We start from the raw sequence: 14,695 nt of genomic DNA on the forward strand, positions 1-14,695 counted from the left end.
TCTGAAAAGTTTGCAAAAAAGTCAAGTAAAAAGACTATTTAATATGAAATATGCTGCGATTGAAAGCAGCGAATTCTAAATGATTATCATAATACAGAAGTAGAGCCCCCTTAAAAAGCTAGGTAGGAAACAGCTTCTTTAAGGGCGCATTCGTTTTACTTTTTACACTGATAGGAAAAATAAAATTTTAGCATGGATGAATCATCGACGTCATTAAAATGTTGAGGAAAATAGTATAAGTGCAGCTAGCAATCGCCTCCACCTAAAGGCTTGGCGCTAGCAAAGTTTTCTTTATTTTTTCTCTATTGCTATAATAAACGGCGGGTTGTTTATTTGATTTATAAATTCATAACGAAGAACGTTAACGGATGTTTGATTGAGTTGTTTTACAAATGTTTCAATGGTTTGTTTTTCTTTTTTTCCTTCTTCATGTCCATGATAAATAACAAGGATGATTATCGAACGAGAAGGCATAATTTGCAGCAGGTTAGAAACGGCTTGGACGGTTGTATCTCCCTTTGTAGTAATCGTTTTATCACCACTAGGAAGATAACCAAGGTTAAAAACAGCTGCTTTTAGGAGGAAGTGCTCTTCATCTGCGAGATAAGAAGCAGCATTTACATGACTGTCTAGTATTAATGAAACGCGGTTGTCGAGCTGATGGTCTTTAAGACGAATGTTAGTTTTTTCGATTGCTGCTTGTTGAATATCAAAACTATACACTTTTCCGCTTGTTCCAACTTTTTTTGCAAGATAGAGGGTATCCATGCCGTTTCCTGCAGTGGCATCAATCGCGATTTCACCTTCTTTTAAGCAGCGGTCCACAAGCTCACGGACATATGGGAGGATGCCTGGCAAAATCATTTTACCGATGCTGGCACCGGTTCATAGTACTTGCCTTGCCAGCTGTTTCTATTTTTCAATTCGTTATCAATAGCATTGAGCACTTCCCATTTATTTAAACTCCACATCGGTCCGATCATTAAATCAGAAGGGCCGTCTCCAGTTAAACGGTGAACAATCATTTCAGGAGGCAGCATTTCAAGCTGGTTGACAACGAGTTTTACATAGTCTTCTTTGCTCATAAGATCGACCATTCCTTTTTCATACTGCTTTACCATTGGTGTACGTTTCAACAGATGTAAAAGATGAATTTTGATTCCTTGGACATCCAATTTCGCCACTTCCTGCGCTGTTTCTTTCATCATGTCGTGTGACTCGAGCGGAAGCCCGTTAATAATGTGGGAACAAACGCGTATCCCATGTTTTCTCAATTTGTTTACTCCATCTTTGTAGCACTCATAATCGTGAGCACGGTTAATGATCATCGCTGTTCGTTCATGCACAGTTTGCAAACCAAGCTCTACCCACAAATACGTCCGCTCATTAAGCTCAGCAAGATATTCAACGACATCATCGGGAAGGCAGTCCGGTCTTGTTGCAATCGCAAGCCCAACTACATCATCTTGTTGGAGAATGACTTCAAACAGCTCTCTCAGCTCTTCGACGGGTGCGTACGTGTTGCTGAAAGCTTGAAAATAACCGATATATTTCCCTTTTTTCCATTTTTTATGCATTCTATTTTTAATCGTATGAAATTGCGTGATAAGATCGTCTTTACGGTCACCAGCAAAATCACCAGATCCTCGTTCCGAACAAAATGTACAGCCGCCTGATGCAACTTTTCCGTCACGATTCGGACAATCAAAGCCAGCATCAAGAGGAATTTTAAATATTTTTTCACCGAAATGTTCACGAAGGTGGTAATTCCATGTATGGTACCGTTTTTCCCCCCACAAGATAGGGACCGGTTCCTGATTTGGTTGAATCATTATCTATCTCTCCTTAATAACTTCCTTGGATCATAACAACTCTTCGTATTTTAGCATGTTACGCGTTTAAAACCCAAACGCAGAGTGTAACATACGTGTCCCTCTTATGGCAGTATTTCAAAATATATGTAAAAAAGAGTTATATGAACAGCATTTCGTTGGAAAGAATGCTAAAATAACAGTAAACTTTTATTACGAAAGCCTGTGTAAGTCTTGACAGAAAAATAGGAAATTCATAAAATATCAAGTATTGACAGAAAGACTCGACCTAGTGAAATATAGGTATAAAAACATAGAGAAGGATTAGTAATGGCGCTGCTGGGTATCAGAGAGCCAGCGGTTGGTGGAAGCTGGACAAAGGCGGCCATGAACTCCCCTTTTAGTTGCAAAGGAGAAAAAAGAGTACCTTTTGCCGTTCATCCGCGTTATGGATATGAAGAGCGGGCATGCTTTTAAAAAAAGTATGTCAATCAGGGTGGTACCGCGGGAATTAATTTGGATCGAAAACCTCTCGTCCCTAATGAAACATGCTAGGGATGGGAGGTTTTTCTTTTTCTCGTTTGTGATACTAGCTTTTCTAGTTTGTATAAAGTTGAAGGAGGTTAACATAAAATGGCGTTTTCTCATAAAGACATAGAAAAAAAATGGCAGCAATACTGGGAAGAGAATAAAACGTTTAAAACGTCAGATAAACCGGGGGAAGGACCGGATTTTTATGCACTTGACATGTTTCCGTACCCTTCTGGTTCAGGGCTTCACGTCGGCCACCCAGAAGGATATACAGCAACAGACATATTATCCCGTATGAAACGTATGCAAGGCTTTAATGTAATGCATCCAATGGGTTGGGACGCGTTTGGTCTTCCGGCCGAACAATTTGCTCTTGATACAGGGAAACATCCCCGCGAATTTACACAAGCAAATATAGAAACGTTCAAGCGACAAATTAAATCATTAGGTTTTTCTTATGATTGGGACCGCGAAATCAACACAACCGATCCAAACTACTATAAGTGGACGCAGTGGATCTTTTTGCAGCTGTTTAAAAAAGGCCTCGCTTATATGGATGAAGTGGCTGTTAACTGGTGTCCTGCGCTTGGTACAGTGCTTGCTAATGAAGAAGTAATTGACGGGGTAAGTGAACGGGGCGGACATCCGGTTGAACGTCGTCCAATGAAACAATGGATGCTAAAAATTACTGAATATGCAGACCGTTTGCTAGAAGACCTAGAGGAACTAGATTGGCCAGAAAGCGTTAAAGATATGCAGCGCAACTGGATTGGCCGTTCGGAGGGGGCAGACGTTCATTTTGGAATTGAAGGCACAGATGAGACCTTCACGGTGTTTACAACTCGTCCTGATACATTGTTTGGTGCAACGTATTGTGTATTTGCACCAGAGCATGAATTAGTAGACAAAATTGTGACTGCAGAACAAAAAGAAGCAGTAGAAACTTATAAAAAAGAAGTCGGTACAAAGAGTGATCTCGAGCGGACAGAGCTTCAAAAAGAAAAAACAGGGGTCTTCACCGGAGCATATGCGGTAAATCCAGTAAGCGGTGAAAAACTGCCGATTTGGATTGCTGATTATGTGTTAGTAAGTTACGGAAGTGGTGCAATCATGGCTGTACCAGGCCATGATGAACGAGACTATGAATTTGCAAAACAGTTTGACCTTCCAATTGTGGAAGTAGTGGAAGGCGGAAATCTTGACGAAGAAGCATATACAGAAGACGGTCCCCATGTAAACTCTGAATTTTTGAATGGTCTTTATACAGATGAAGCTATTACAAAAATGATTGAAAGATTAGAAAAAGAGGGGAAAGGTAAAAAACAGATTACCTACCGCCTGCGCGATTGGTTGTTTAGCCGTCAGCGCTATTGGGGAGAGCCTATTCCTGTTATTCACTGGGAAGACGGGACAATGAGTGCGGTGCCTGATAATGAATTGCCGTTAGAGCTTCCGGAAATGGATGAATTCAAGCCATCTGGTACAGGAGAATCTCCACTTGCCAATGCGACGGAGTGGCTTGAAGTGACGGATCCTGAAACCGGGATGAAAGGGCGCCGGGAAACCAACACAATGCCGCAATGGGCGGGAAGCTGCTGGTATTACTTGCGTTTTATCGACCCGGATAATGACAAAGCGTTAGCAGATGAAGAAAAACTGAAACGCTGGCTCCCGGTTGATATTTATATTGGCGGTGCAGAACACGCTGTCTTGCATTTATTGTATGCCCGTTTCTGGCACAAAGTATTATATGATATTGGTGTGGTACCGACAAAAGAGCCATTTCAACGTTTGTATAATCAAGGAATGATTCTTGGAGAAAATAACGAGAAAATGAGTAAGTCCAAAGGGAACGTAGTAAACCCTGACGACATTTTAGAAACTCATGGTGCGGATACGCTGCGTCTTTATGAAATGTTTATGGGACCACTTGATGCATCGGTAGCATGGTCAGAAAACGGTCTGGATGGTGCTCGCAGGTTCTTAGATAGAGTGTGGCGTTTATATACAGAAGATAATAAACGTACAACAGCGATTACTGATTCAGAAGGAAACAAAGATTTCGCCCGTGCCTATCACCAAACGGTACAGCGAGTGACAAATGACTTCACAAATCTTCGTTTTAACACAGGCATCAGTCAATTGATGGTTTTTGTTAACGAAGCCTACAAGCAGGATCATCTTCCACGTCCATATATGGAAGGATTTGTGAAATTACTGTCACCAGTAGCACCTCATTTAGCAGAAGAAATCTGGGAGCTGTTAGGACACACAGAAACGATTGCCTATGAAGCTTGGCCAGAGTATGATGAAAACATGCTGATAGAAGATGAAATAGAAATTGTACTTCAAGTGAATGGGAAAGTCCGCGCAAAAACAGTGATACCAAAAGATGCTGATAAAGAGCAGATGGAAGCTATTGCTAAGGAAAACGGTAAAGTCCAGGAAGAAATACAAGGGAAAACCATTCGAAAAGTGATAGCCGTTCCTGGCAAGCTTGTTAATATAGTGGCAAATTAATGCAAACAGCCCTGTCCTTTTTACGGAAGGGCTGTTTTATATTATAAAACACGAACGTGTGTATTTGTGTATAGGTTTGTGGATAACTTCCGGTTTTGTGAATAAACTTGTGTGTAAATCATCCTTTTATTCACATTTTCAATGAAAGCGCTTTAAAAAACTGTGGAAAAGCTGTTCTTTATCCACAGACAGGGCAAGTTAGTTATACACAAAATGTGGATAATTAATCTGCTGCTGTTTCTGCCGCGGACTTTCCTGCTGTATAACCAGTGGAAAATGCACAAGTTATATTAAAACCGCCTGTGTAAGCATGAATGTCTAAAATTTCTCCACAAAAATATAGTCCTGATTTAAATTTGGATTCCATTCTTTTTGGATGGATTTCCTTAACGGATATACCTCCGCCTGTAACGAACGCATCTTCAATGGAAAGCGTACCGTTTGCTTTAAAACGAAAATCTGTGCATAAGTCTGCCAATTTCCGAAGGTTATCATTTGGTATGTCTTGAAGCGGAGTGGATGGATCTATCTCTGCTTTTTCTAAAAAGAACAGAAGAAGGCGTTCGGCAGCTAAATGCTTTAATGCATTTTTACAAGCTTTTGCTCCATCTTTCTTTTTATGTTGAACCAGTTCTTGAAAAAAAGTTTCAGAATCAGTATCTGGGTATAAGTGAAGGCCCATTGTAATGGAGGTTGTTTTATGTTTTTTCATAGCTTTTACAACGAATTGACTGCATCTTAATACGATAGGACCTGAAATACCAAAGTGAGTAAATACCATTCCGCCTCTGTGAGTAATTATTTTTTTTCCTTTTGGGTTATACACAGTCAGGGCCGCATCAGACAGTGACAGACCTTGCAGTCGTTTATCTTTTATAAAAGGTTCAGCAGAAGTAATCGGCACTTCTGTTGGATACAGTTCTGTAATTTTGTGCCCAGCCGCTTCGGCCCACGGGTATCCGTCTCCTGTACTGCCAGTGTGAGGAACTGACTTACCACCGGTGGCGATAATAACAGCACCGGCGTTTATTTTATCACCTTCTTCCACCTGAATCCCCGTTACTTTATTTTCTTCAAACAGTAGAGAAGAAACTTTTGTATTCAAGCGGGTTTCTACGCCTAATTCCTGCATTTTGTTTAATAGTGTTTTTACGACGGTAACAGCTTTATCATTAACCGGGAACATTCTGCCCATGTCTTCTTCTTTTAAAGCAATACCCATCCCTTCAAAAAAAGCAATGATGTCTTCATTGTTAAAAATAGAAAAAGGACTGTACATAAATTTTCCATTCCCTGGAATGTGGGCAATCAGTTCTTTTTGATCCATTCGATTCGTAACGTTGCAGCGGCCTCCTCCGGAAATAGCTAGTTTTCTGCCAAGTTTTTTTCCTTTATCCACAATAAGAACACTAGCCCCGTGTTCGGCAGCAGCTACAGCTGCCATAAGACCCGCTGGACCTCCGCCTACGATTATTACATTATAGTTCATCGTTAGTTCCCTGCCTTACGTATTGATCTTTTAGATCGTTATGATTTATGTTTTCCTTATAAGAGAAAACGAAACATTTTCATGCATGATAAACTTAAATTATCATATCAAACTTTATAAATCGCGCAAATAAAGGAGGAATAAACGTGCTTCAAAAACGCACTGTTCTAACGAATCGAAGAGACGAAATGATTGATGTAACGAGAGAAGTAAAAACTTTTATTAAAGAAAAAGAGATAAACAATGGCATGGTCATCGTTTATTGTCCTCATACAACGGCAGGTATAACGGTGAATGAAAATGCAGATCCAGACGTCAAGCATGATATGCTGATGAGACTTGATGAAGTGTACCCATGGGAACACCCTAAATACCAACATGCTGAAGGAAATTCAGCTTCTCATTTAAAAGCAAGTACAGTAGGCACCCAGCAAACGTTAATTATTGAAGATGGGGAGCTCGTGCTCGGAACATGGCAAGGCATTTATTTCTGTGAGTTTGACGGCCCAAGACATCGCGCGATGTATATAAAAGGGATAAAGGAAGCATAAAAACGACGGGACTGGCTCAAAAGGTTCGTTTTAAGGTATGAGGAGCATCTAGCAATTGGAATATGCGAGAATGCTGCGGAAAATAGGGAAGTGGGGAAAGCCAGGCAGTGAAAAGTTTGCTTACAAGAAGGCAAAACCATCGGTCCTTGTGCCCTGGCGCTTTATGGACAGCTCTGCACTGATGTTGAAGAGAAGATTAGATCTTAGGAAGTATGGTAAAATTTCTTAGAAGCGATCACGTTTGTTAATGACGGAATGATTATTGGAGATGAAGGTATGTCTGATTCAAAATTTTTACGGGGTACGATGATATTATCGGTTGCCACGTTTTTATCAAAATTTCTCGGAATGATATATATTTTCCCTTTTGTAGCCATGGTGGGACAGCAGGGTTTAGCTTTATATCAATATGGGTACCAGCCCTACACGATTTTGTTAAGTTTAGCGACATTGGGCGTGCCAATGGCGGTTTCAAAATTCGTGTCAAAATATAACGCTTTAGGTGATTTCAGGACAGGCCAGCGTTTGTTTCGTTCCGGTCTCTTTTTTATGACGATTACAGGATTTATTGCGTTTTTACTATTGTTTTTACTAGCGCCAGTAATAGCAGGCTGGATTATTTCAAACCCCGATGACTTAAATGGAAACTCGATAGCAGATGTTGTGTTCACGATTCGGATGGTTAGTGTAGCATTGCTTCTTATTCCAGCAATGTCTGTGTTTCGCGGCTATTTTCAAGGGTTTCAATCCATGGGGCCTACTGCGGTCTCCCAAGTGGTTGAACAAATTGTTCGTATTATCTTTATTTTGACGATGGCTTTTGCCATTTTATACATATGGGAAGGTGAACTTGGAACAGCAATTGGGTTTGCCACATTCGGGGCCTTTATCGGAGGACTAGGAGCACTAGCGGTGCTGCTGCTCTACTGGAAAAAGCGAAAATCCTTGATCCAAAAGGAAGCAGAGGAAAGCACTGTTGACTATAATATTACGCTGCCTTCCATGTACAAAGAACTGATTTCCTATGCACTGCCGCTTTCTTTTGTTGGTTTGGCTATCCCCCTTTTTCAAATGGTGGATTTGTTCACTTTTAACAATGCTTTAATGGCAAGTGAACAGTATTCTCAGGGAGAAGCAGAAACAGCGTATGGTGCGTTTGCAGGATCTGCTCATAAACTTATATTAATCCCAGTGGCTATTGCGACAGCGATGTCTGTTACATTAATCCCGACGATCACTAATTCGTTTACTAATCAAGATAAACCATTGTTACAACGCCAAATCACCCAAACGTATCAAGTGATATTATTTCTTTCTATCCCTGCAGCCGCTGGCTTATTTATATTGGCCTATCCAACTTTTGCTGTTTTGTTTGGATTGGAAGATGTGAAAATAGGAGGGTATGTTCTTCGTTATTACGCCCCTGCGGCTGTGTTATTTTCATTATTTTCGGTTACTGCTGCGATTTTGCAAGGTATAAACCGCCAGCGCTATGCTGTTTTTTCGCTCGTGATAGGGTTAGCGATAAAGGGGGTAACAGCCTATGCTTTTCTCTATACGATGGGGCCTATCGGGGGGAGTATTAGTACGATTGCAGGTTTTGGCGCTGCTACAGCTTTTAATGGTTGGGCAATTGGAAAATTTGCTGCTTTTCAATACGGGAAAATTCTGAAACGTGCAGTGTTGATTATATTTTTTACCGTATGCATGACAGCTGCCGTACTCATTGTGAAAGAAGGAGCATTAACGTTGTTTCCACTGACTTCGTGGAGAAATGCCTTGTTTGTAGAATTATTTAGTGTTATTGCAGGAGCTGGCTTATACTTCATTTTAAGCGTAAAAAGCGGCCTTGCTGGTATTGTACTTGGAGAACGGTTTTCTATACTAAAAAAACCAAATTAATGAAACGCTTCTATATCCTCTTTTTTCTAGACGGGCATGGTGGTATAATATAACAACTATTAAGCAAATAAATTATCCCCTTTTACCGGGAGGAACCATGATACGTAAACGATACAAAGATTATGATTGGTGGTTGATTGGAGCAGCAATATTTCTAAGCTTGTTTGGAATCATTATGATTTACAGTGCCAGTTTTCCTCTTGCCATTGATCTCTATGAAAATCCTTCTTATTTTTTTGTGAGGCAGCTTATATGGTTTGGAACAGGGAGCATGTTGCTTTTATTCTTTATGCATTTTCGGTATTCTTATTTAAAAAAACTGTCTCCAGTCTTTCTTCTTGGTTCCGTCTTCATTCTTTTGTTAGTACTCGTAGTCGGGCGGGAAGTAAATGGGGCAAAAAGCTGGATTGCATTTGGCTCATTTAGTATTCAGCCCGCAGAATTTGTAAAACTTGCCGTTATTATTTATTTAGCTCAAGTATATTCTCAAAAACAAGCCTATATTAATAAATTTATTAGTGGTGTAATCCCACCACTCGTTGCTGTCGTTTTCATTTTTTCATTAATTATGCTTCAGCCAGACCTTGGAACAGCAGCGGCTATTCTGATGACTTCAGGTATAATTGTATTTTTATCAGGAGCAAAGATGAGGCATCTTGCCGTTCTTGCAGGACTTTCTTTTTCTGTTATCAGCTATTTTGCGATTAGTGAACCATATCGAATACAACGCTTAACCGCTTTTCAAGACCCATTTGAAATGGCAGAAGCAGCTGGCGGCGGGTATCAGCTTATCCAAGCCTATGTTGCTTTTGCTCATGGAGGACTAACAGGTGTAGGTTTGGGGCAAAGCGTACAGAAAATGCATTTTTTACCGGAACCGCATACGGATTTTATTTTGGCTGTTATCTCAGAAGAACTTGGTTTTTTAGGGATAGGATTTGTATTGGTTTGTTTAACGATTATTGCATGGCGCGGGGTACTTATCGGGGCACGCAGTACCCATACGTTTGGTACATTGCTTGCATTTGGTCTCGTGTTTCAATTGGTTTCTCAAGCAGTGGTAAATGCCGGGGCCGCGACAGGGTTACTGCCAATTACAGGTCTGCCATTCCCATTTGTGAGTTATGGAGGATCTTCGCTGCTCGTATCTCTATCAGCTATTGGTATATTAGCAAATATATCTAGAGTAAATAAAATCGAAAAAAAGTCAAAAGTAAAAACAGAGGCAGCTTAATGAATAAGGAACGTTGTCCCATTCCATAAGGGCAGCGTTTTTCCCTTTTATAATTTAAGAAAGTTTAACTTTGCTAAAGGAATGAAGTATAAGAAAAACTACGACTTTCGCCATTTGGACCTGGCGGTGAGCCGAGTTTATGTTTGGAAGGAGCAGTAATACATGTTAGTAGCCGGTTATGGAAAACTTGTTAAAATGATTATTACTTTAAATCAGCAGCAGCAAGTATTTAACATTTACAATCGAACGGCTGAAAAAGTCCATGCAGCTGCAAGGAAAGATGAACGGATTCAATACTGTTCTCCTGAACATTTTCATAGGTTTACCAATGTATTTCTTGCTTTGCCGCCAGAGGGATGTATTTCTTTTTTGAGAAAATTCGCCCATTTGTTTCAGTCAAACACTGTTATATTTCATACAGCAACAAACTTATATGCAAACAAACTTAAAGAAACGGTGCCTTATCATCATATCATTCCGGCTAAGTTTGCAGGACATGCGAATCAGGCAGTTCGGGATAAAAGCGGGGGGACATTTGTTGTGCCTGACAACGTTAAGAAGGAACGTACCACACTAGAGTCGTGGCTGGGGGATGCGTTTAACGTAAAAGTTGGTACCGAAGATATGGTGAAAACAGCAAACCAGATAGCTGTTGAAGAAACGATGAAGCTTGCGGTGCAACTAGAAGAACGTTTAGAAAAAGCAGGAGTGTCGAAACCTATACAAAAGGCAGTATTTGCTCAAATACCAGCAGGGGTCCTTCATGCTCATTTAGAAGGTACACACGGTGCGTTTGCCAGGCAGGTGCTTAAGCAAATGGAACATCGTAAAGGGGACGAAGAAAATGAGAATAGATAAATTATTGGCTAATACAGGATACGGCAGTCGAAAAGAAGTAAAAAAGCTCTTGAAACAAGGGGCAGTAGAAATTGGTGGTCAAAAAGTCAAAAGCGGAGCAGCACAAGTAGATCCAGATGCCGAAGAAGTTATCGTTTTAGGGGAGGTGCTGGAATATAGAGAATTTATCTATCTGTTAATGAATAAACCGCAAGGAGTTATTTCAGCAACGGTAGATGAAATACATGAAACGGTACTTGATATATTAGAATTTGAAGATGCGGTGCGGGAGCCTTTTCCTGTAGGGCGTTTAGATAAAGATACAGAAGGACTGCTGCTTCTAACGAATGACGGTAAATTTGCACATGCGTTAACATCCCCTAAAAAAGGAGTTACGAAAACGTATGAAGCTATTATCGATCAAGAAGTGACAGAAGAAGATATTTCGGCTTTCTCAAAAGGAGTGGTTCTTGAAGATGGGTATCATACGAAACCGGCTGATCTACAAGTAAAAGAACATGCAGCCACTGAAATTTCTTTAACGATTACAGAAGGTAAATTTCATCAAGTAAAAAGAATGTTTGAAGCGGTCGGAAAGAAAGTGTTGTTTTTAAAAAGGATTTCTATTGGAAGTCTTACACTCGATGAAACACTTGAACCTGGTGAATATAGAGATATGACCGAGAAAGAAGTAAAAGAGCTGCTTCAAGAAGCATATACAAAAAACGAAGGGGTTACTTAATAGCAGGATCTAAACATATCAAAGAGCTGTCCGAATTTGGAACAGCTCTTCGTCTTTTGTTTCATTATTCTTTTAAGATGCTTTTACTTTTTTCCTAGTTGTTGTCCATTTCCCCCTTGACGGACTATGCACGAGGTGATTGTATTCCAGGACGTTCAGATCGCGCTGAATCGTACGCTGGGTGATTCCGAATTCGTCAACCAGTTCCCTTGTTGTCACCGTTCCTTTCTCTTTAATATAAAGGTAAATGGATTTTACTCGGGTGATCATTCGGTCGGTTGAAGTCCTCAAAAAACCACTCCTTAGCAATAATTGATAGGTGAAGTATTGTTATGAAACGATACTCCCGGGGCTTAAATCTGTATGGACTGCATGAAATAACATTGACAGGTACACGATTCAGCAAACAATTCAAAATGTATAAAGGAATGGTGCTGTATTTAATAGTATGAATAGCCAGAGTGGAAATGATACAACTTATAATAATTTTTAACCTATCAATGGCCCCATTTATTAATTCGTATTGTACAATAATTTCAAACAATTAGCAAAGCACAGGATTTTGAAATCGAGTAAAGTTAAGGAAAAAGAGAAACGAAGAAAATAAACTTAACAAAAATAGATAAAAAGAACATTCTTTTTATCCCAAGAATAAAGGATTTTTAAGAGACTTTAGCACTGTGATCCTTCCCTCGGGAAGGAAAACGTAAATGATCTATTGATATTGTAAAAAAAATCAATTTTTTGTAAAAAAATAAAATGGTAAAGCTGATCTCTCACAATCACAAATGCGGAGCAGCTATTTTTTAAAAGGTAAGAAATGATAAATATGTGGCGTTTTTGATGTCTAGCTTCAGCGCCCAGCCGCTCAGGCGCACACGATAAAGAGGAACTTTTGCTAAAACCGCGAACGTCCTGTCGCAACGCAAAAGTCAACACCTCCTGTGCAAGCCAGTTCAGCGTTGTCACAGGACGTCCTTCCACACGATGTGGTGATTTCTACGTTGCACACTCGTCGCCAAAACGCCACGTCCTGTGGCATTGGCGACATTCGCACATCCTATACGTCGACGTGTGCGATCTTAGTAGAAGTTCATTAAAATAAGCTGAACGTCTGATGTCTTCCCTTTCGACTCCGGGCCGCAGGCGATCCTGCGCGAAAGCTCCAGAACCTGTCGGTGCTGACCAGGGCGCTTGCGCTTTTCTTATGAAATGTAACTGTTCCTATGAGATAATGAAGGAGAGTATGTCTTAGCTGGTCATATCAAAACAGCCGTCTCATGCCTGTTGAGACAGCTGTATTGGCTTGTTCTATTGTTCACTTTCAAAGTCAAAAAGGTCGGTCGATAGATAACGTTCGCCGGTATCACAGGCAATGGCTACTACAGCTTCGCTAGGTGACATGTGTTTGGCTGTTTCCATTGCCGCAAAGCAAGCTGCACCAGATGAAGGACCGACCAAAATCCCTTCCTCTCTTGCCAGACCGCGTGTAGCTTCATAAGCATCTTCGTCCGTGATTTTATAAATCTTATTGTAGACATCTTGATTTAATACAGGTGGAATAAAACCTGGACTTGTTCCAACCAGTTTATGCGGGCCGGGCTTTCCGCCTGACAGTACAGGAGATCCATATGGCTCTACTACAAATACAGGAAGATTTGGATAATACTTTTTAAGTTCTTCCCCGGTTCCGGTAACGGTTCCGCCTGTCCCTGAGGCTGCAACAAAAGCACCAAGCGGTTTGCCGATCTCATCCATTGCTTCTTTAATTTCTAAAGCGGTCGTCTTACGGTGCGCGTCAGGGTTTGCTTCATTTTCAAATTGCATCGGCATAAAGCTGTTTGGAATTTCTTTTACAAGTTCATGAGCACGTTCAATGGCCCCGGGCATTTTTTTATTTCCAGGTGTAAGTTCTACTTCTGCTCCGTACGCTTTAAGTAAATTAATTCTTTCGTTTGACATGGAATCTGGCATGACTAAGATGGAGCGGTAGCCGCGAGCAGATGCGTTCATAGCCAGTCCAATTCCCGTGTTTCCGGAGGTTGGTTCGATGATGACAGATTCTGGAGTGAGCTGGCCTTCTTTTTCGGCTTGAACAATCATATTTTTGGCTGCTCTATCTTTGACACTGCCGCTGGGGTTTTGAAATTCTAATTTAAGATAAACGGCTGCTCCATTTGGATCAGGGAGACGATTTAATTTTACTAGTGGCGTTTGTCCTACAAGATCTGACATATTATTTACTACTTGCATATATGGTCACTTCCTTTATTTATTCCTAATCACTTTTAAATTTTATCTTAACACACGTATTTTTAGACTGTTAGCAAAGGGTAAAAATTTATAGGGAAACAGTACAAGCAAAACGGCTGCATCTGTTCAATTTTTTAGCAAAGTGTTTCAACATTAGATAGAATGGAATTGGTAAACGTGTAAAAGGAAACAATAACTCAAAAAAGGAAGGGATATTGTGGCACTTAACCCTCATTATTTTATTGCACTTCTTCTGCCGCAGGAGATAAAAGATCATATAGATGCTTGGAAAAAAGAAGTCAAACATGAGCTTCCTTTTAAAAAATGGGTACATCCTGCCGATTATCATATCACTCTCTTTTTCTTAGGTGGTGCTAATAACAGGCAGATTCAGAAAGTGTCGGAAAACATGGAACACCTTTCCTTAAACCATTCATGTTTTTCCTTGGATATTACAGAAGCCGGCTGGTTTGGTAAACCTGCTGAACCACGTATTTTTTGGATCGGAGCAGAGGGTCCCCATGCATTATATCACTTACAAAGAGACGTTTCTAATGATTGTGATGCGATTGGTTTTGCGTCAGAAAAACGGCCATACAAGCCCCACATCACGGTAGCAAGAAAATGGAACAGTAAAGAATCATTTCAACATACAGTAAAACGGTTGTCTTCTATACCAGCCGTTTCTTGGACCGCCAAAGAATTTGTTATCTATAGAACTCATTTAGACCGCTTACCAAAATACGAAAGAGTGGAAACATTTACACTGAGAGCCGATAAATAAAGATAAGGCTTCCTGTGTTTCCTTAAGGAGTGGAGACCAAA

At 40.4% G+C, this 14,695-nt stretch carries 13 protein-coding genes and 1 other annotated feature; of the genes, 7 read left to right on the plus strand and 6 right to left on the minus strand.

What is annotated here, in order from left to right; genetic code table 11:
• Window positions 1-291: 291 nt before the first annotated feature.
• Window positions 292-864, minus strand: coding sequence for a tRNA 5-(aminomethyl)-2-thiouridylate-methyltransferase MnmM (gene mnmM / locus FZF09_RS10290; protein ID WP_158736517.1), 573 nt, complete (start codon window positions 862-864; stop codon window positions 292-294).
• The gene (mnmL, locus tag FZF09_RS10295; RefSeq protein ID WP_158736518.1) at window positions 861-1,832 is read right to left on the minus strand and encodes a tRNA modification radical SAM protein MnmL/YtqA; all 972 of its coding nucleotides are present in this window, start codon (window positions 1,830-1,832) and stop codon (window positions 861-863) included. The genes mnmM and mnmL overlap by 4 nt, the downstream gene beginning before the upstream one ends.
• Before the next feature lie 284 nt (window positions 1,833-2,116).
• Window positions 2,117-2,354: a binding site (T-box leader), on the plus strand.
• Between the two features lie 90 nt (window positions 2,355-2,444).
• Between mnmL and leuS the strand changes: the two genes are divergently transcribed.
• Window positions 2,445-4,862: a leucine--tRNA ligase gene (gene leuS, locus FZF09_RS10300; protein WP_158736519.1), complete on the plus strand. Its 2,418-nt coding sequence runs from the start codon at window positions 2,445-2,447 to the stop codon at window positions 4,860-4,862.
• A gap of 223 nt (window positions 4,863-5,085) precedes the next feature.
• Here the strand turns inward: leuS and FZF09_RS10305 are convergent, their stop codons facing one another.
• Window positions 5,086-6,351 carry a BaiN/RdsA family NAD(P)/FAD-dependent oxidoreductase gene (locus FZF09_RS10305; RefSeq protein WP_158736520.1) on the minus strand — a complete coding sequence of 422 codons (1,266 nt, stop codon included), beginning with the start codon at window positions 6,349-6,351 and terminating at the stop codon, window positions 5,086-5,088.
• Between the two features lie 146 nt (window positions 6,352-6,497).
• Between FZF09_RS10305 and FZF09_RS10310 the strand changes: the two genes are divergently transcribed.
• The 5 genes from FZF09_RS10310 (at window position 6,498) to FZF09_RS10330 (ending at window position 11,617) form a co-directional block, all read left to right on the plus strand.
• Window positions 6,498-6,902 (plus strand): secondary thiamine-phosphate synthase enzyme YjbQ, encoded by a 405-nt coding sequence (locus FZF09_RS10310; RefSeq protein ID WP_199256775.1) that lies wholly within the window; start codon window positions 6,498-6,500, stop codon window positions 6,900-6,902.
• Window positions 6,903-7,178: 276 nt separating this feature from the next.
• The gene (locus tag FZF09_RS10315; RefSeq protein ID WP_158736521.1) at window positions 7,179-8,804 is read left to right on the plus strand and encodes a putative polysaccharide biosynthesis protein; all 1,626 of its coding nucleotides are present in this window, start codon (window positions 7,179-7,181) and stop codon (window positions 8,802-8,804) included.
• Between the two features lie 97 nt (window positions 8,805-8,901).
• Entirely contained in the window at window positions 8,902-10,038 is a 1,137-nt protein-coding gene (gene ftsW, locus FZF09_RS10320; protein WP_158736522.1) for a putative lipid II flippase FtsW, read from the plus strand.
• Between the two features lie 162 nt (window positions 10,039-10,200).
• Complete coding sequence (locus FZF09_RS10325; protein ID WP_158736523.1) at window positions 10,201-10,896, plus strand: hypothetical protein; 696 nt, start codon at window positions 10,201-10,203, stop codon at window positions 10,894-10,896.
• Window positions 10,883-11,617, plus strand: a complete 735-nt coding sequence (locus FZF09_RS10330; RefSeq protein ID WP_158736524.1) for a pseudouridine synthase — start codon at window positions 10,883-10,885, stop codon at window positions 11,615-11,617. The genes FZF09_RS10325 and FZF09_RS10330 overlap by 14 nt, the downstream gene beginning before the upstream one ends.
• 72 nt (window positions 11,618-11,689) lie before the next feature.
• On the opposite strand, the gene FZF09_RS10335 is transcribed toward FZF09_RS10330, so the two are convergent.
• The 3 genes from FZF09_RS10335 to cysK form a co-directional block, all read right to left on the minus strand.
• The gene (locus FZF09_RS10335) at window positions 11,690-11,908 is read right to left on the minus strand and encodes a DeoR family transcriptional regulator (RefSeq protein WP_158736525.1); all 219 of its coding nucleotides are present in this window, start codon (window positions 11,906-11,908) and stop codon (window positions 11,690-11,692) included.
• 515 nt (window positions 11,909-12,423) lie between these two features.
• On the minus strand, window positions 12,424-12,546 hold the full coding sequence (locus FZF09_RS23045; protein ID WP_255450486.1) for a hypothetical protein: 123 nt from the start codon (window positions 12,544-12,546) through the stop codon (window positions 12,424-12,426).
• Between the two features lie 382 nt (window positions 12,547-12,928).
• Window positions 12,929-13,870: a cysteine synthase A gene (gene cysK / locus FZF09_RS10340; RefSeq protein WP_158736526.1), complete on the minus strand. Its 942-nt coding sequence runs from the start codon at window positions 13,868-13,870 to the stop codon at window positions 12,929-12,931.
• A gap of 217 nt (window positions 13,871-14,087) precedes the next feature.
• On the opposite strand from cysK, the gene thpR reads away from it, so the two are divergent.
• Window positions 14,088-14,654: an RNA 2',3'-cyclic phosphodiesterase gene (thpR, locus tag FZF09_RS10345; RefSeq protein ID WP_158736527.1), complete on the plus strand. Its 567-nt coding sequence runs from the start codon at window positions 14,088-14,090 to the stop codon at window positions 14,652-14,654.
• The last annotated feature ends 41 nt before the right edge of the window (window positions 14,655-14,695 follow it).

The organism is Alteribacillus sp. YIM 98480, from assembly GCF_009765375.1.
GTDB lineage: Bacteria > Bacillota > Bacilli > Bacillales > Marinococcaceae > Alteribacillus.